The sequence below is a fragment of the Rhizobium sp. UBA1881 genome (genome assembly GCF_002338015.1).
Lineage (GTDB): Bacteria > Pseudomonadota > Alphaproteobacteria > Rhizobiales > Rhizobiaceae > Rhizobium.
This window is the reverse complement of sequence record NZ_DDHH01000127.1, coordinates 16,738-32,989: the sequence shown is the minus strand read 5'-3', so window position 1 is coordinate 32,989 and position 16,252 is coordinate 16,738. Positions and strand designations below refer to the sequence as shown.

The window sequence follows — 16,252 nt, the reverse complement described above, 5'->3', positions numbered from 1 at the left end:
GACGGTTGCGTGAGTGGATGCGTGCTTCGAGCCTGCAGACACGTCGATCGATGCGGCCAATCAGCGATCGTATAATTACAATATATCAATTGGTTGGGAAGATTTGGAGCGGGCGAAGGGGTTCGAACCCTCGACCCCAACCTTGGCAAGGTTGTGCTCTACCACTGAGCTACACCCGCTCATAATCCCGACGGCCTGTGGTAGTTAGAGAGGACCGTGGGCGCCACCTTGCGGCGACGGGCGCTATATCGCCCAAACGATTTTCAAATGCAACAGGGAAATGACGGAAAGGCGAAGAAAAATTTGAAAAGCTTACCCGGTCCCAGCTAAAATGCCGCAAATGCAGGGAAAAGCGGCGAATAGGCACGTTGCAAAAAAGGGGAGGGGGACGTAATCAGGGGGCGCCTTATCCCAATAGAATGCTGGAACGAGCCATGACCGAGAAGACGCCGAAGACCGCAGCCGAACTCTACGCCTTTCTCGACGGGCTCGGCATCAAGCACAGCACCAAGACGCATGCGCCGGTGTTCACGGTGGCCGAATCGGTGGCGTTGCGCGACGAGATTCCCGGCGGTCACACCAAGAACCTGTTCGTGAAGGACAAGAAGGACCAGTTCTTCCTGCTTACCGTCGAGGAGAATGCCTCGGTCGACCTGAAGACGGTGCACACGGTGATCGGTGCCGCCAGCAAGGTGTCGTTCGGCAAGGCTGAGAAGCTGATGGAGTATCTGGGCGTCATTCCGGGCTCGGTCACGGCCTTCGGCGCGATCAATGATTCCGACCACAAGGTCACATTCGTTCTTGATGCCGATCTCATGAAGGACGAGATTATCAATTGCCATCCGCTGTCCAACGACGCGACCACGTCGATTGCAAGTGCGGACCTCGTTCGCTTCATGGAAGCGACCGGTCACACGCCGCTTGTCTTGAAAGTGACGTCCTGACATACGATTTTAACGCTAGAAAAGCCGGCTGACCGGCGCGGCGGGAGATACTCATGAGCGGCAACGACAATCCCTACAGCAATTCCTTCGGCCAGATGTCGGCAACGGCGAGCTATGGCGGCGCGCCTGCAGCACCGGCCCAGGCAGCGGCGCCGGCACCGATGGCGGCCGCCGGCGGCTACATCAAGGATACGACGACGGCGACCTTCAGCAAGGACGTCATCGAGGAGTCGCGCAACCAGCCCGTTCTCGTCGATTTCTGGGCGCCCTGGTGCGGCCCGTGCAAGCAGCTGACCCCCGTCATCGAAAAGGTGGTCAACGAGGCTCAAGGGCGCGTTAAGCTCGTCAAGATGAACATCGACGACCATCCGTCGATCGCCGGCCAGCTCGGCATCCAGTCGATCCCCGCCGTCATCGCCTTCGTCGGCGGCCGTCCGGCCGATGGCTTCATGGGGGCGGTGCCCGAAAGCCAGATCCGTGAGTTCATCGATCGCGTCGCCGGTCCCGCGGGTGCCGATCAGGCGGCAGAGATCGAGGCTGTGCTTGTCGAGGCCGATGGTCTGCTCGCCAGCGGCGACATCAATGGTGCCGCACAGCTCTATGGCGCCGTCATGCAGGCCGATCCCGACAACGCCAAGGCGCTCGCCGGCATGGCGCAGTGCATGATTTCAGCCAACCAGCATGAGCGGGCGCGCGAGGCGCTGAAGGAACTCCCCGACGAGATGGCCGCCGATCCGGCGATCCAGGCGGTGGTGAAGAAGCTCGAGCAGATCGAGGAAGCCCGCAAGCTCGGCGATCCCGTGGCGCTGGAACAGGCGCTTGCCGCCAACCCCGACGATCACGAGGCGCGCATGAAGCTCGCCAAGATCCGCAATGTCGAGGGCGCGCGCGAGGAAGCGGCCGATCACCTGCTTTACATCATGCGCAAGGACCGGACCTTCGACGACGACGGCGCGCGCCGCCAGCTGTTGCAGTTCTTCGAGGTCTGGGGCTTCAAGGATCCGGCCAGCGTTTCGGGACGGCGCAAGCTTTCGGCGATGCTGTTCTCTTAAGCATCAGCGACATTTCGCCTTCCTGTTTGCCGCCGGCGACCCTTGCGTTTTCGATGGCGTACCCCACATTCGTTTAGATGCGGGCGTGTGGTTTAGGTCCGCCGATTATGCGGGACGAGTGCCGATGCAAGTGGGGAATGCACGATATCTGAAGAGCGGCGATGTGCCTGACACGATCGCCGTCTTCCCCTTGACCGGTGCGCTGCTGCTTCCGACCGGCCAGCTTCCACTCAACATCTTCGAGCCCCGCTATCTCGCCATGTTCGACGCGGCGATATCAGGCAACCGGTTGATCGGCATGGTGCAGCCGGCGCTTGGCGAGAGCGACGACAAGAATAGCGACGGCAATCTCAGCGCCGTCGGCTGCGTCGGGCGCATCACCTCGTTTGCCGAGACCGGCGACGGTCGATACATCGTCTCGTTGACCGGCGTCTGCCGCTTCCGTCTGCTCGACGAGAAGGACACGCACCAGCCGTACCGCACCTTCCGCATCGCGCCGTTCATCTCCGATCTCTCGGCACGCAACGAAGAGGACGCGGTCGACCGCGCGGCCCTTCTCGCCGCCTTCAAGGCCTATCTCGAGGCCAACAAGCTGGAGGCGGATTGGGAGAGCGTGGAGCGCGCCAGCAACATGACGCTGGTCAATTCGCTCGCGATGATGTCGCCCTTCGGCCCGGCGGAAAAACAGGCGCTTCTCGAGGCGCCGGATCTGAAGACGCGGGCGGAAACGCTGATCGCCATCACCGAGATCGTCCTTGCCCGTGTCTTCGGTGACTCGGACACGATTTTGCAGTAGAAGCGGTCGCATGGACGAAAAACTGAGCCGCGTCGATCCCAAGCTTCTGGAACTGATGGTCTGCCCGCTGACCAAGGGGCGGCTCATCTATGATCGCGAGCACAACGAGCTCGTCTCCGAAAAGGCGAAGCTCGCCTACCCGATCCGCGACGGCATACCGATCATGCTGGTATCGGAAGCGCGCGAGATCGAGGAATAGGCTATTCTGATCCAGCCGGCGCGTGAGCTCCGTTTATGCCACCCCTTCTGAGACTGAGGCGTGAGCTATGGCAGACGAAATCTACTGGTCTTTCTACTTTGTGCCGATCGGCATCACGTTGTCGTGCCTGCTTCTCTATGCCGGCCATGGTCTCTATCTGCGTCATCGCCGACGGCTGAGACGCAACCGACCGCCGCCGATTTGACACAACGTCCTAAATCGCCTCGCCCGCCAGCAAGCGCGGGTTGCCCGCTGCCGTCGTGCCGGCGGCTTGGCCGATGAAGTAGGATTTGAGGCCCGGTAGCCGGTCTACGAGGCCGAGGCCGAAGTCGCGGGCGATGCGGATCGGCGCGAGGTCGTTGGAAAACAGGCGGTTCAGCACATCCGTCGTCACGCCCATGCGGAAAGTGTCGAAACGGCGCCAGGCCTGGTAGCGCTCGAGAATGTTGATCGAGCCGATATCGAGGCCGAGGCGATCGGCTTCGACGATGGTTTCGGCAAGGGCCGCCACATCCTTGAAGCCGAGATTGAGGCCCTGGCCGGAGATCGGGTGGATGCCGTGGGCAGCGTCACCCGCCAGAGCCAGGCGCGGGGCGACGAAGGCGCGCGCCAGCGTCAGGCCGAGCGGGAAGGCGCGTTTGTCACCCACCACCTTCAGCGCGCCGAGCTTGTGGCCGAAGCGGCGTTCCAGCTCTTCCTCGAAAATCAGGTCGTCGGAGCGCACCAGCCGGTTGGCGTCGGCCGTCGTTTCGGTCCAGACCAGCGAGGAGCGGTTGTCCTTCAACGGCAGGATGGCGAAGGGGCCTGAGGGAAGGAAGTGCTCCTCGGCGCAGCCATTGTGCGGGCGTTCGTGCTCGACCGTGGTGACGATGCCGGACTGGCCGTATTCCCAATGAACCGTCTTGATGCCTGCGAGATCGCGCAGGTGCGAGCGCACGCCATCGCAGGCGACCACGAGTTTGGTCTCGATCGTGCTGCCGTCGGAGAGCGTGATTTCGGCGTGGGTGTCCAGCGTCTTCAGGCCGGTGGCGCTGAGGCCGTGGGTGATCTCGATGCCGAGCCTTTCGCAGGCGCCGCGCAGCGCGCCCACCATAGCGACATTCGGGATCATGTGGGCGAAGGGCTTGCCGTCCTCGACCTCGCCGTCGAAGGTGAGGAAGACCGGGCGCACGGGATCGGAGGTCTTTGAATCGGTGACGATCATCTTGGTGATCGGCTGCGCCGTCGGCTCGATCTCGTTCCAGATGCCGAAGACGTCGAGCATCTTGGTGGCGGCGGCGATGATGGCGGATGCGCGCGGGTCCTTGCGCCAGACGTCCGCGGGGGCTGCTTCAACCACCGCGACATCAAGATGCGGCGCCGCCTGCTTGACCGCGACAGCCATGGAGAGCCCGACATAACCCCCGCCAACCACAAGCATGTCACGCATAACGCCCGTCCCGTTCTTTTAGAATATCCTATTGATCTATATAGATCATCATCGCCACACTTCCTACCTGCCGGAGCCATACAAAATGACGCGCCTCACCGAAAAGCCGACCGCGATGGAAACCTTGCTCGCGACACTCGATCTGGAGCCGATCGAGGTCGATATCTTTCGCGGCACCAGCCCGCAGGTCGGCTGGCAGCGTGTGTTCGGCGGGCAGGTGATCGCGCAGGCGCTGATGGCGGCGCAGCGGACCGTCGATACAGAGCGGCTGGTGCATTCGCTGCACGCCTATTTCATGCGGCCGGGTGATCCCTCGGTGCCGATCATCTACCAGGTCGAGCGCATCCGCGACGGGTCGAGCTTCAACACCCGCCGCGTCGTCGCCATCCAGCATGGTAAGGCGATCTTCGCGCTGTCGGCCTCGTTCCAGATCGTCGAGCCCGGTTTCGAGCATCAGGTCGCCATGCCCAACGTGCCGATGCCCGAGACGCTGATCGACGAGAACGAGATCGCCAAGCGCTATCTCGCGCATGCGCCCGAGGCGATCCGCAAATATTGGGGTCGCGAGCGGCCGATCGAGATCCGGCCGGTCTCGCTGACCCATTATTTCTCCGACAAGAAGCTCGATCCGCTGCAGCATGTGTGGGTGCGCGCCAATGGTCCGGTTCCCGATGACCGGCACGCCCAGGCGGCGGTGCTCGCCTATATCTCCGACATGACGCTGCTCGACACGTCGCTCTATCCCCACGGTACCTCGATCTTCGATCAGACGATCCAGGTCGCCAGCCTCGACCACTCCATGTGGTTCCATCGCCCGGTCAAGCTCGACGACTGGCTCCTTTATACACAGGACAGTCCGTCCGCATCCGGTGCGCGAGGTTTGACGCGCGGTAGCCTCTATACGCGAGACGGCGTGCTCATTGCGTCGGTGGCCCAGGAGGGTCTGATTCGTAAAAGGGCAAATGACTAATTTGGATGCAAATTTAATCGTTTGTGTATTTTTTGAGCGATTATTAGGCAATCACTTGCCTGTTTAATGGCGCCTGCAAATATATTTCTTATTTTTCAATACCTTAACAAATCGTTTCGAATCTGGCACGGGCCTTGAATGTAAGAGGTCGGTCGCTGGTCGCAAACGGCAGTGGCAAGGAGAGTCGGCTCCGTGCCGAGGGTAACGAAGGATGGGAAACCAGATGAAAATTGTGATGGCCATTATCAAGCCGTTCAAGCTGGATGAGGTGCGTGAAGCCCTTACGGCGATCGGCATTCAGGGCCTGACCGTGACCGAAGTGAAGGGTTACGGGCGCCAGAAGGGACATACCGAAATCTATCGCGGCACCGAATACGCGGTCAGCTTCCTGCCGAAGCTCAAGATCGAGATCGCCGTCGCAAGCGAGCTCGTCGACAAGGCTGTCGAAGCCATCGCGTCGTCGGCCAAGACCGGTCAGATCGGCGACGGCAAGATCTTCGTTTACTCGATCGACCATGCCGTGCGCATCCGTACCGGCGAAACCGATGCAGAAGCGCTGTAAGTAACGGTAGAGCCAAGGAGCTTTTCTCTATGTCAATTTCGAAGTTTTCTCCCACTCTGGCGCGCCTTGCAACTGCGTCCGCAGCGCTTCTCGCGCCGGTCGTCGCTTTCGCGCAGGATGCCGCCACCGCTGCCGCTCCGGCTGCCGCCGCCGCACCCGTTCCGGACAAGGGCGACACCACTTTCATGTTCGTCTCGACCATCCTGGTGCTGTTCATGCTGGTTCCGGGCCTCGCACTGTTCTACGGCGGCCTGGTCCGCGCCAAGAACATGCTCTCGGTCCTGATGCAGTGCACGATGATCGGCGCCGTCATGATGCTGATCTGGGTCATCTACGGCTATTCCTTCGCCTTCGGCGGCTCGGAAAGCGCATACTGGGGCGGTACCGCCAAGCTGTTCCTCTCCGGCGTGACCAAGGAAACGACGGCAGCCACCTTCTCGCAGGGCGTCGTCATTCCTGAGTTCATCTTCGTGATGTTCCAGATGACCTTCGCCGCCATCACGCCTGCGCTCATCGTCGGCGCATTCGCCGAGCGCATCAAGTTCTCGGCCGCGGTGCTCTTCTGCGCGCTGTGGGCAACCTTCGTCTACTTCCCGGTCGCACACATGGTCTGGGACGCAAACGGCCTGCTCTTCAAGATGGGCGCGCTCGACTTCGCAGGCGGCACGGTCGTTCACATCAACGCCGGTATCGCCGGTCTGGTCGGTGCGATCCTCGTCGGCAAGCGCATCGGCTTCGGCAAGGACATGATGGCTCCGCACTCGATGACGCTCACCATGGTTGGCGCCTCGATGCTCTGGGTCGGCTGGTTCGGCTTCAACGCCGGCTCCAACCTCGAAGCTTCCGGCGGCGCGATGCTCGCAACCGTCAACACCTTCGTCGCAACCGCCGCTGCCATCGTATCGTGGGCTGCCGTCGAAACGATGACCCGCGGCAAGGCCTCCATGCTCGGTGGCGCTTCCGGCATGGTCGCCGGTCTGGTCGCCATCACGCCTGCTGCCGGCATTGTCGGCCCGATGGGCGCGATCGTCATGGGTCTCATCGTCTCGCCGCTTTGCTACTTCTTCGTCTCCGTGGTGAAGAACAAGTTCGGCTACGACGACACGGCTGACGTCTTCGGCGTTCACGGCGTCGGCGGCATCTTCGGCGCGATCTTCACCGGCATCTTCGCCAGCGCATCGCTCGGTGGCGTCGGTTACGCCGAAGGCGTGACGATGGGTGGCCAGGTCATGACCCAGCTCACCGCCGTTGCAATCACCGTCGTATGGTGCGGCATCGGTTCGGCGATCCTCTACAAGATCGTCGATGTCATCGTCGGCCTGCGCGTCGCCGTCGAAGCCGAACGCGAAGGTCTCGACCTCGCTACGCATGGCGAAGCCGCTTACCACTCCTAAACAAGGCTTGCGGCGCTCAAAAATGGGCGCCGCTGAACAGCCCGTCGCGGCTTGATCAACAGTTGAGCCGCTCTTGGCCCGGACCTTTCAAAGGTTCGGGCCTTTTTATTTCCGTATCCGTCGACCAGCCCGCTCATGGTTAACATCGCTTTAACCGTCCTTTGGTTAGGTGGAGCGGACGCATTGGGCGCGAAGCGCATTGGCGATTCGCACGCATCAGGCATTGGACGGGTACAACACATGGCAAGAAGCACATCGCCAGCAATGGATGGCCGGCCGGACCGTTTCTCCCTCTCGGGGTTCATTTTCCGGCAGGCGCAGACCCTTTTGGGGTTTGCCATCTTCATTGCGCTGGCACTGGCCGTCGCGGCTTTGGCGACCTGGAACGTCGCCGATCCGAGCTATTCCTACGCCACCGGCAACGAGCCCACCAATGTGCTCGGCTATAGCGGTGCAGCGTTTGCCGATATCCTGATGCAGTTTTTCGGCCTTGCGAGCGTGGTGGCGCTGCTGCCCGTCGTCGCCTGGGCGCTGGCGTTGATCTCCGGCCGCCGTTTCACCCGCATTCCGGCGCGCGCTGCCGCCTGGGGCCTCGGCTCCGTTCTTTCCTGCGCCGTCCTCGGCTGCTTTCCGCCGCCGCTCACCTGGCCGATCCCCAACGGCATCGGCGGCGTTATCGGCGACATGATCCTGCGCTTCCCGGCGCTGTTCGTCGGCGCCTATCCGACCGGCACCTTCGCCACCGCCGTCGGCTGCATCTTCGCCGTCCCCTGCGTCTGGATGATGCTCTTTGCCGCTGGCATCGTCGGCCGTACCGAAGAGGAAGAGGCCGAAGAGGAAGAAGAAAACTACGCCGCCAGCCGCTCCAAGCTGCGTTCGGTGGGCGATGAGGACGAGGAAGACGACGAGGGCGGCTGGCTTGCCTTCGGCGCGCTGACGCATGCCTGGTACATGAGCCAGGCCCGCATGCGCCGCATGCTCGGCATGGGCCCGCGCAAGCGCAAGCTCGATGACTACGACGCGCCTTACGATTTCAACGATGACGAGTTCGGCAAGCTCAACGAGCCGGTGCGCGCCAAGGCGCCTCAACGCGGCGAGCGCATGGATCCCTCGATGGATCCGTCGATCGCTCCCCGTGCCGGTTCGCCGCGCCGCGTGGTCTCCGCGCCGTCGATCTCGCTCAACGACGATGATGACGACGACATGGGCTACGAAAGCGACATGCCGCCGCGCCCGGCCGATATCCTGCCCGATGACGAAGACGACAATGGCTGGATGATGCGTGCGCCTGCCAAGCAGGCCGGCGGTCGCGCCGAGCCGCGCGTGCAGCAGGCCGCTCAGCGCCCCAAGCTCGGCGCCCGTATCGAGCGCGAGCAGCAGGGCTCCTTCATCCGCCCCGAAGGCTTCCAGCTGCCGTCCATGCACCTGCTTGCAGAGCCCAAGGCCGTCGTGCGCGATTCGACGCTGTCGGCCGATGCGCTTGAACAGAATGCCCGCATGCTCGAGGGCGTGCTTGAGGATTTCGGCGTCAAGGGCGAGATCATCCACGTCCGTCCAGGCCCCGTCGTCACGCTTTACGAACTGGAGCCGGCCCCCGGCATCAAGTCGTCGCGCGTCATCGGCCTTGCCGACGATATCGCCCGCTCGATGAGCGCGATCGCCGCCCGCGTCGCCGTCGTGCCGGGCCGCAACGCCATCGGCATCGAACTGCCGAACAATATCCGCGAGACCGTCTATCTGCGCGAGATGATCGCCTCCAGAGATTTCGAGACCTCCAAGGCGAAGCTTGCCATGGCGCTCGGCAAGACGATTGGCGGCGAAGCCGTCATCGCCGACCTCGCCAAGATGCCGCATCTGCTCGTCGCCGGCACCACCGGCTCGGGTAAATCGGTCGCTATCAACACCATGATCCTGTCGCTGCTCTACCGGATGACGCCGGAGCAGTGCCGCCTGATCATGATCGATCCGAAGATGCTCGAGCTCTCCGTCTATGACGGCATCCCGCATCTGCTTTCGCCCGTCGTCACCGATCCGAAGAAGGCCGTCGTGGCGCTGAAGTGGACGGTGCGTGAGATGGAAGAGCGCTACAAGAAGATGTCGAAGATCGGTGTTCGCAACATCGACGGCTTCAATTCCCGCGTCGAGCAGGCGCTTGCCAAGGGCGAGGCGATCTCGCGCACCGTACAGACGGGCTTCGACCGGGAGACCGGCGAGGCGATGTACGAGACGGAAGAGTTCGATCTGAAGCCGCTGCCCTATATCGTCGTCATCATCGACGAAATGGCCGACCTGATGATGGTCGCCGGCAAGGATATCGAAGGCGCCGTGCAGCGCTTGGCGCAGATGGCGCGCGCCGCCGGCATCCATGTGATCATGGCAACGCAGCGTCCCTCGGTCGACGTCATCACCGGCACGATCAAGGCCAACTTCCCGACCCGTATCTCCTTCCAGGTGACGTCGAAGATCGACAGCCGCACGATCCTTGGCGAACAGGGCGCCGAGCAGCTTCTCGGCATGGGCGACATGCTCTACATGGCCGGCGGCGGCCGCATCCAGCGCGTCCACGGCCCGTTCGTGGCCGATGGCGAGGTGGAGGACATCGTCGCCTATCTGAAGACACAGGGCGCGCCGCAATATCTCGATGCCATCACCGCCGATGACGACGAGGATGGCGATTACGGCGGCGGACCCTCCGGAACCGGCAATCTCGCCGATAGCGATGATCCCTACGACCAGGCCGTCGCCATCGTCCTTCGCGACGGAAAGGCCTCGACCTCCTACGTCCAGCGCCGTCTCGGCATCGGCTACAACCGCGCGGCGTCGCTTATCGAGCGGATGGAGCAGGAGGGCATCATCGGCCCGGCCAACCATGCCGGCAAGCGCGAGATCCTGGTCCCCACCGAAGGCGATATTCTCGACCGGTGAGGGCGCTCGCGCCCTTGATTCCGGCATTTTCAGCGCGATTTATCTCGCATGTACTGGTCCTTCACGGAAACCTGATCGGCGCGAAAACGTTACCTTTGGCCGGTCGCGCCAGGACGCCATGAAGACGCCGCGTTTCGGCAGCATGCAGACTGCATAAAGGAGACTTTCATGAACCACTCCGACACATTCCTGGACCGCTTCACGCTGACACGGCGCCACATGCTGGGCGCGCTTGCTGTCGCAGCTGCGTCCACCGCGCTGCCGCTCAACGTCTTCGCCCAGGCGGCCGCGGCTGCGTCCACAAGCGGCACCGCGCAGGCGATCGCCGACCACTTCTCCTCGGTCGCCACGATGCAGGGCGAGTTCGTACAGTTCGGCCCCAAGGGCGAGCAGACCGGCGGCAAGTTCTTCATCCAGCGCCCCGGCAAGCTGCGCTTCAACTACGACGACCCGTCGCCGATCCGCGTGATCGCCGATGGCAAGAACGTGGCGATCGGCAACATGAAGCTGAAGACCTGGGATCTCTACCCGCTGTCGAAGACGCCGCTCAGCCTGCTTCTGGCGCAGAAGATCGACCTCTCTGCCGGCTCGGTGAAGAGCGTCAAGGAAGAGTCCGACCTGACGACGATCGCGCTCGGCAACAACACCGTTTTCGGCAACTCGACCATCACCATGATGTTCGACCCGAAGACCTATGACCTGCGCCAATGGACGATCACCGACAACCAGGGCAAGGACACGTCCGTCATGGTGTTCAACGTGAAGACCGGCGTGCAGTTCGACGACAAGGTGTTCAAGGTGCCTTACGAGGTCATCCCGGGGACCGCGGCCTATCGGGATTGATGACGTCGTCTTCGCGTCCATGATCGTTGCAGTCATGGAGACGTGCTTAGATCCTCGGCACGAGGCCGAGGATGACGTCGAGGATTTAGAAGCTTTTTGTTTTCAATGGGTTGATAACGGCGCCCCACCCTCCGACGTCATGCTCGGGCGCGTCCCAAGCATCTGCTGCCTTGTCGGCTGGCTCGACGTGAGTGGACCTTGCCGAAAACAGACACCCCAATACACCGCACCGCTCAGCCGTCTCCCGTGCTACTTCCGGCTCGCCTTCCTTGCCGCGACCAATTCGTCGCCAGCATCGGGCTCGCTATCGGGAACGCTGTCGAGGATGGCGAGCGCCGCACTGACATCGCCCCGTTCCGCGCGCTTCTTCAGACTCATGATCGCCCGCCGGTGCCCGATGCCATCGGCGATGAAGGCGGAGAGCAGCTGGTTCAACGATACATTGTCCTCCGCCGCCGCACGCTTGGCTTCTTCCATCACATGATCGGCTATTCTCAGAGGATAGGTGCTCATGTCTCTTGTCTCCTTTGCGCGATGAAATTTCCAGCGCTCATGACTGAGATGCCAAAGGCGCTGACTGCGGGGTGCCGGAAATAACGATCATTGCTAACGATCAAGGTGGCCCCGGCTGCCAGGGCGCACTCGATGTAAATGTCGTCCTTCGGGTCAGCGAGGAACGGCCTGAAGTGAAACCACGGCGAGACAAGCTCGGCCTTGCTGACCACCGCATTGAGCACGATGTCGATCTTGCTCTCGCTGAGCCAGGTAGCCTTGCCGAGAATGCCCGGCCGCTTCAGCACGTCTTCATACTCCAGCGCCACCGCCGGCGACAGTGCGAAGTCGACGCCACCGGTAAGCATCTCGTGCACAAGCTGATGCGAGGCGCCTTTCGAGGATCGCAAAGCCGAAACCATGACATTTGCATCAACGACGATCATGGCGACTATATGATATCGCATATGATATCATGTCAAGGTGTGCCGATCGCGTCGTTCAACACCCCAAACGCTTGCGCCCAGCCCCGCAACATGATCATGAAAGCCCAACGCACCCATCGCCACTTGAAAGCCACCATGCAGACCACCGAGCCCAGCGCGACATGACCACGCTTGCAGCCTATGCCGGCCTTTTCGCCATCTCGCTGATCGCGGCCACCATCCTGCCCGCGCAGTCGGAAGCGGGCCTCGTTGCGCTCATTCTCTCCGGGCAATATTCCACGTTGCTGCTCGTCATCGTCGCCAGCGTCGGCAATATCCTCGGTTCGCTGGTCAACTGGCTGCTCGGCATCGGCATCGAGCGCTTTCGCGACAGGCGGTGGTTTCCGGTGGGGGAGGTGGCGCTGGATCGGGCGCAGCGTTGGTATCGGCGGTATGGGAAATGGTCGCTGCTGGCAAGCTGGTTGCCCATCGTCGGCGATCCCATCACCGTCGTTGCCGGCGTGATGCGCGAGCCGCTGCCGGTCTTTCTGCTTTTGGTGACGATCGCCAAGACCGCGCGTTACGCGGTCCTGGCGGTGATCACACTGGGCATCGTCGGCTGATCAGCCGGCGATCTTCGAGAAGTCGGCGACGGTGCCGGTGGCTTCGCGGATGAGGCGCAGCAGCGCCAGGCGGTTGGCGCGGATCGCCGCGTCCTCGTCGTTGACGAGCACGTCGGTGAAGAAGCGGTCGACAGGCGCGCGCAGCGTCGAGAGAGCGGCCATCGCCGAGCGGAAGTCTTCCTTCTCGATCGCGCCGGATGCCTCGGCCGACACCGTCTTGATCGCCGCGAAAAGCTCCTTCTCGGCGTCGAGCTTCAGAAGCGCGTCCGAGACGCCGTCGGCGACCACCGTGCCCTTCTTCTCCTCGGCGGCCAGCAGCTGTACGGCGCGCTTGGTGCCGGCGAGCAGGTTCTTGCCGTCCTCGGAGCTGACGAAATGGGTCAGCGCCTCGACGCGGCGGGCGACCATGCGGAGATCGTCGGTCTCGGGCGTCAGCACCGCGTCGATCAGGTCGTGGCGGGCGCCCTGGTCGCGCAGATAGACCTTCAGGCGGTCATGGAAGAAGGACAAGAGGTCGAGCTGGCGCGACATGTCGTCGGCGGCAACCTTATTGCCGATATCCATGTCGATGCGCGCCATGTGGCTGACGATGCGCGGAAGCAGCGTCAAATGCACGCCGCGCTCCAGGATGATGCGGATGACGCCGAGCGCGGCGCGGCGCAGCGCGAAGGGGTCCTTGGAGCCCGTCGGCTTCTCGTCGACGGCCCAGAAGCCGATCAGCGTGTCGAGCTTGTCGGCAAGCGCCACCGTGATCGCCACCTTGTCCTGCGGCAGCTGGTCGGACGGGCCCTGCGGCTTGTAGTGTTCCTCGATCGCGGTCGAGACCACGGCCTCTTCGCCCTGCAGAATGGCGTACTTGCGGCCCATCACGCCCTGCAGCTCGGGGAATTCGCCGACGGCTTCGGTGCGCAGGTCCGCCTTGGCGAGCACCACGGCGCGGTCGACCAGCTTGTAGTCGGCGCCGGCGGGGAAGGCGACCTTGGCGGCCATGGCGCGGATGCGCTCCACCCGCTCGCCCTGCGTGCCGAGCTTGGCATGGAAGGTGACGTTGAGCGCATCGAGCTTGGCCATGCGCTGGTCGAGCGGCTTCTTCAGGTCGAGACTGAACTTCTTGGCCGAAGCCTCCAGCGTCTCGAGATCCGGCAGGTCACCCTGGTCGCGCTTCCAGAAGTGCAGCGCGTCGGAGAGACGGGCGCGCACGACCTTGCCGTTGCCGTGGATGATCTCCTTGCCGCCATCCGTCGCTTCGATGTTGGAGACGAGGATGAAATTGTTCGAAAGCGTCTCTTCGCCCGGTTTGCGGGTGACGAAGCACTTCTGATTGGTCTTGATCGTCAGCCGGATGATCTCTGAAGGGATCGAAAGATAGGCTTCCTCGAAGCTGCCCATCAGCACCTGCGGCCATTCGACGAGGCCGGAGACCTCTTCCAGCAGGCCTTCGTCCTCGACCAGTTCGAGGCCGTTGGCGAATGCGACGTCGCGTGCATCGTGCAGGATGATGTCCTTGCGGCGCTCGGCGTCGAGAATGACCTTGGCCTTCTCCAGGCTCGCGACATAGTCGTCGAAGCGCTTGACGGTGATCGCTTCGGGCGCATGGAAGCGGTGGCCGTAGGTGATGTTGGAGGCGACGATGCCGGAGATTTCGAACGGAATGACCGTCGTTTCCTCATGCTCGGTGCCAAAAAGGCAGACGATCGACTGCAGCGGCCGCACCCAGCGCAGCGAGCCCGGCTGCGACGAGGCCTTGCCCCAGCGCATCGGCTTCGGCCAGGGGAAGTCGCGGATGATCGAAGGCATCACCTCGGCGATGATCTCCTCGGCGCTGCGGCCGGTCTTGGAGATGATCGCGACGTAGAAATCGCCCTTCTTCGGGTCGCTCTGCACCTGCGCCTCGGAAATCGAGGTGAGCCCGGCCGCGCGCAAAAAGCCTTCGATCGCCTTTTCGTTGGCGTCGGTGCGCGGTCCCTTGCGTTCCTCGCGCACATCGGCGGAGCGGGCGGTCAGCCCGCGGATATCGAGCGTCAGCCGGCGCGGCGTCCAGTATTCCCGCGCACCCTCATAGGAAAGTCCCGCCTCGACGAGCGCGTCGGTCACAAGCTTCCTCAGATCGCCGGCAGCCTTGCGCTGCAGGCGGGCCGGGATCTCTTCGGAGCGGAGTTCTAACAGCAGATCGGGCATGTCACTTTCCTTGCCTCCACGGGGAAGGCGCTACCTTGCGGGTCTGAAAACGGTCGCCTCTGCTAGCAAAGAATGGCGCTGGTTTACAAGCTGCAAAAGAGGGGAAGGGGTGGGGGAGATGGGATTAAAGGGAGCGGCATCGGCGATTAAGTCACCGCGGCAGCACCGGTGGTCAAGAAATGCCCTTGCGGACTCCTACAAGAGACAGAAGGGGGCGGGCGATTACGGTCCGCCTAGATTTCTTGCGCATCTGCCAACTTAGCTTCGGTCTCCCGCTTCTTTATGCGCACGAGATAGGGACGCCGTCTGTCGGTCGTGTAAATGCCCGCCCACATATTGCCCGATTGTACATCGCCGGTGACATCGGTTCGATCGTGGCCGATGCCGGTCCATTGTTCTCCGACTTTAAGCACGTACGGAATGACTGATGGATATCCCGGTAACTGAGGATGAAGAATAACGAATTGCTTGCTCGCCTTATCGCGCCAACGCTGGAGCGTGTTGGAGTATTCCAGAAGGCACAGGTGCGTTATCGTCGTCGGAGCGTCACCTCGATTCGTCGCCTTGACCACTAGTAGGTCTTCAGCTTCCAGACCACCTGCGCCGATGATGCTCATGCCCGGATTGGCGGTGATCGAAATCTTGGGTCCGCTTTCAAACCATCGACGTATCTCTAGCGACAACGCCCCCGTTGCAACGATCGCGGCATAAATCGCAATCCAATCAGCAGTACCCATTCCTAAAGCTCCCGGTAGTAAAGTCTTTCACATCTCTGCAACGCAAGTGGCAAGGACTAGATCTCAGAAATAGTTACCAGGCGAATTTTGCCTTATTGGTGTGTCGCTGAATTTATAAACGTGCTGATTGTTCACTTGGCAATGTTTGTAATCGCCTGCACCAGTAATGAAGATAATTAGCCTATCTCGCTTTAGACATGCAGGGCAGATGTAGTGCATTGGCTCACCGTTCGCTGCTTCTTGTCTAAGACGATAAACCATGTCGCTCGCGCTTGTATTGAAAAGCTCGTAGCGGGCCTTTTCCCTTTCGAATTGGTCTTCGAGTTTCAACGCTTGGTTAAGCTGCTTCAGAGCCGTGCTGAGATCGACGTTCATCATGTTGGCCGACGTCAGCTCAACCGCAAGAGCGTTCACAAGCTTTAGCGCCTCGCTTGCATCCGGCGCTTTGTCGGAGGCGAACAGTTTCTTGATGGCGTCGGCAGTGTTGGCTGCTTTGCCCGTCATGCCTATCGCGGCAGTCGCCAACCCCATCACCGTTTCAACTTGCGTGAAATCCATTAGACTGAGTCCCCGTGTGATCGCAGCGGACAATACCGCAGCGCGTGTGGAGGAGCTACGGGACACCACGTTCCCACCCGATCCCCGCCAGTAAAATCCCCAGCTTCCACAGCCCAGACCCATCT

17 protein-coding genes and 1 tRNA gene are annotated in these 16,252 nt (G+C 61.9%); 11 read left to right on the top strand and 7 right to left on the bottom strand.

The genetic code is table 11. The annotated features are described in order from the left end of the window. Positions 1 to 104: 104 nt before the first annotated feature. Positions 105 to 179, bottom strand: a tRNA-Gly gene (locus B3605_RS15915). 255 nt (positions 180 to 434) lie between these two features. Between B3605_RS15915 and B3605_RS15910 the strand changes: the two genes are divergently transcribed. From B3605_RS15910 to B3605_RS15890, 5 genes are all read left to right on the top strand, one after another. Next, the gene (locus tag B3605_RS15910; protein WP_112941064.1) at positions 435 to 944 is read left to right on the top strand and encodes a prolyl-tRNA synthetase associated domain-containing protein; all 510 of its coding nucleotides are present in this window, start codon (positions 435 to 437) and stop codon (positions 942 to 944) included. A 53-nt stretch (positions 945 to 997) separates the two neighbouring features. Continuing rightward, on the top strand, positions 998 to 1,996 hold the full coding sequence (trxA, locus tag B3605_RS15905) for a thioredoxin (protein ID WP_112941063.1): 999 nt from the start codon (positions 998 to 1,000) through the stop codon (positions 1,994 to 1,996). A gap of 124 nt (positions 1,997 to 2,120) precedes the next feature. Further along, a complete protein-coding gene (locus B3605_RS15900; protein WP_112941062.1) occupies positions 2,121 to 2,792 on the top strand; it encodes an LON peptidase substrate-binding domain-containing protein in 672 nt (223 codons plus the stop codon). Positions 2,793 to 2,802: 10 nt separating this feature from the next. Then, positions 2,803 to 2,991: a Trm112 family protein gene (locus tag B3605_RS15895; protein ID WP_112941061.1), complete on the top strand. Its 189-nt coding sequence runs from the start codon at positions 2,803 to 2,805 to the stop codon at positions 2,989 to 2,991. 67 nt (positions 2,992 to 3,058) lie between these two features. After that, positions 3,059 to 3,196: a hypothetical protein gene (locus B3605_RS15890; protein ID WP_162725239.1), complete on the top strand. Its 138-nt coding sequence runs from the start codon at positions 3,059 to 3,061 to the stop codon at positions 3,194 to 3,196. A gap of 9 nt (positions 3,197 to 3,205) precedes the next feature. On the opposite strand, the gene B3605_RS15885 is transcribed toward B3605_RS15890, so the two are convergent. Continuing rightward, positions 3,206 to 4,420: a ubiquinone biosynthesis hydroxylase gene (locus B3605_RS15885; protein WP_112974372.1), complete on the bottom strand. Its 1,215-nt coding sequence runs from the start codon at positions 4,418 to 4,420 to the stop codon at positions 3,206 to 3,208. An 85-nt stretch (positions 4,421 to 4,505) separates the two neighbouring features. On the opposite strand from B3605_RS15885, the gene tesB reads away from it, so the two are divergent. The 5 genes from tesB to B3605_RS15860 all read left to right on the top strand — a co-directional run bounded on the left by tesB (position 4,506) and on the right by B3605_RS15860 (position 11,114). Further along, complete coding sequence (tesB, locus tag B3605_RS15880) at positions 4,506 to 5,390, top strand: acyl-CoA thioesterase II (protein WP_112941059.1); 885 nt, start codon at positions 4,506 to 4,508, stop codon at positions 5,388 to 5,390. A 211-nt stretch (positions 5,391 to 5,601) separates the two neighbouring features. Next, a complete protein-coding gene (locus B3605_RS15875) occupies positions 5,602 to 5,952 on the top strand; it encodes a P-II family nitrogen regulator (protein WP_056810626.1) in 351 nt (116 codons plus the stop codon). 29 nt (positions 5,953 to 5,981) lie between these two features. Further along, positions 5,982 to 7,346 carry an ammonium transporter gene (locus B3605_RS15870; protein WP_112941058.1) on the top strand — a complete coding sequence of 455 codons (1,365 nt, stop codon included), beginning with the start codon at positions 5,982 to 5,984 and terminating at the stop codon, positions 7,344 to 7,346. 240 nt (positions 7,347 to 7,586) lie between these two features. After that, positions 7,587 to 10,271 carry an FtsK/SpoIIIE family DNA translocase gene (locus B3605_RS15865; protein WP_112941057.1) on the top strand — a complete coding sequence of 895 codons (2,685 nt, stop codon included), beginning with the start codon at positions 7,587 to 7,589 and terminating at the stop codon, positions 10,269 to 10,271. 168 nt (positions 10,272 to 10,439) lie between these two features. Further along, positions 10,440 to 11,114: an outer membrane lipoprotein carrier protein LolA gene (locus B3605_RS15860; RefSeq protein WP_112941056.1), complete on the top strand. Its 675-nt coding sequence runs from the start codon at positions 10,440 to 10,442 to the stop codon at positions 11,112 to 11,114. A 249-nt stretch (positions 11,115 to 11,363) separates the two neighbouring features. Here B3605_RS15860 and B3605_RS15855 read toward each other — a convergent pair whose 3' ends face one another. Both B3605_RS15855 and B3605_RS15850 read right to left on the bottom strand, forming a co-directional pair. Beyond that, complete coding sequence (locus B3605_RS15855) at positions 11,364 to 11,627, bottom strand: hypothetical protein (RefSeq protein WP_112944625.1); 264 nt, start codon at positions 11,625 to 11,627, stop codon at positions 11,364 to 11,366. Beyond that, positions 11,624 to 12,052, bottom strand: a complete 429-nt coding sequence (locus B3605_RS15850) for a putative toxin-antitoxin system toxin component, PIN family (protein ID WP_296434987.1) — start codon at positions 12,050 to 12,052, stop codon at positions 11,624 to 11,626. The genes B3605_RS15855 and B3605_RS15850 overlap by 4 nt, the downstream gene beginning before the upstream one ends. A 161-nt stretch (positions 12,053 to 12,213) precedes the next feature. On the opposite strand from B3605_RS15850, the gene B3605_RS15845 reads away from it, so the two are divergent. Beyond that, positions 12,214 to 12,654, top strand: coding sequence for a YqaA family protein (locus B3605_RS15845; RefSeq protein WP_112944626.1), 441 nt, complete (start codon positions 12,214 to 12,216; stop codon positions 12,652 to 12,654). Here B3605_RS15845 and glyS read toward each other — a convergent pair whose 3' ends face one another. The 3 genes from glyS to B3605_RS15830 all read right to left on the bottom strand — a co-directional run bounded on the left by glyS (position 12,655) and on the right by B3605_RS15830 (position 16,127). After that, positions 12,655 to 14,832 (bottom strand): glycine--tRNA ligase subunit beta, encoded by a 2,178-nt coding sequence (gene glyS / locus B3605_RS15840; RefSeq protein WP_112944627.1) that lies wholly within the window; start codon positions 14,830 to 14,832, stop codon positions 12,655 to 12,657. Positions 14,833 to 15,065: 233 nt separating this feature from the next. After that, positions 15,066 to 15,569 (bottom strand): hypothetical protein, encoded by a 504-nt coding sequence (locus B3605_RS15835; protein WP_047508035.1) that lies wholly within the window; start codon positions 15,567 to 15,569, stop codon positions 15,066 to 15,068. Positions 15,570 to 15,632: 63 nt separating this feature from the next. Further along, positions 15,633 to 16,127 carry a hypothetical protein gene (locus B3605_RS15830; protein ID WP_162725025.1) on the bottom strand — a complete coding sequence of 165 codons (495 nt, stop codon included), beginning with the start codon at positions 16,125 to 16,127 and terminating at the stop codon, positions 15,633 to 15,635. Between the last annotated feature and the right edge of the window lie 125 nt (positions 16,128 to 16,252).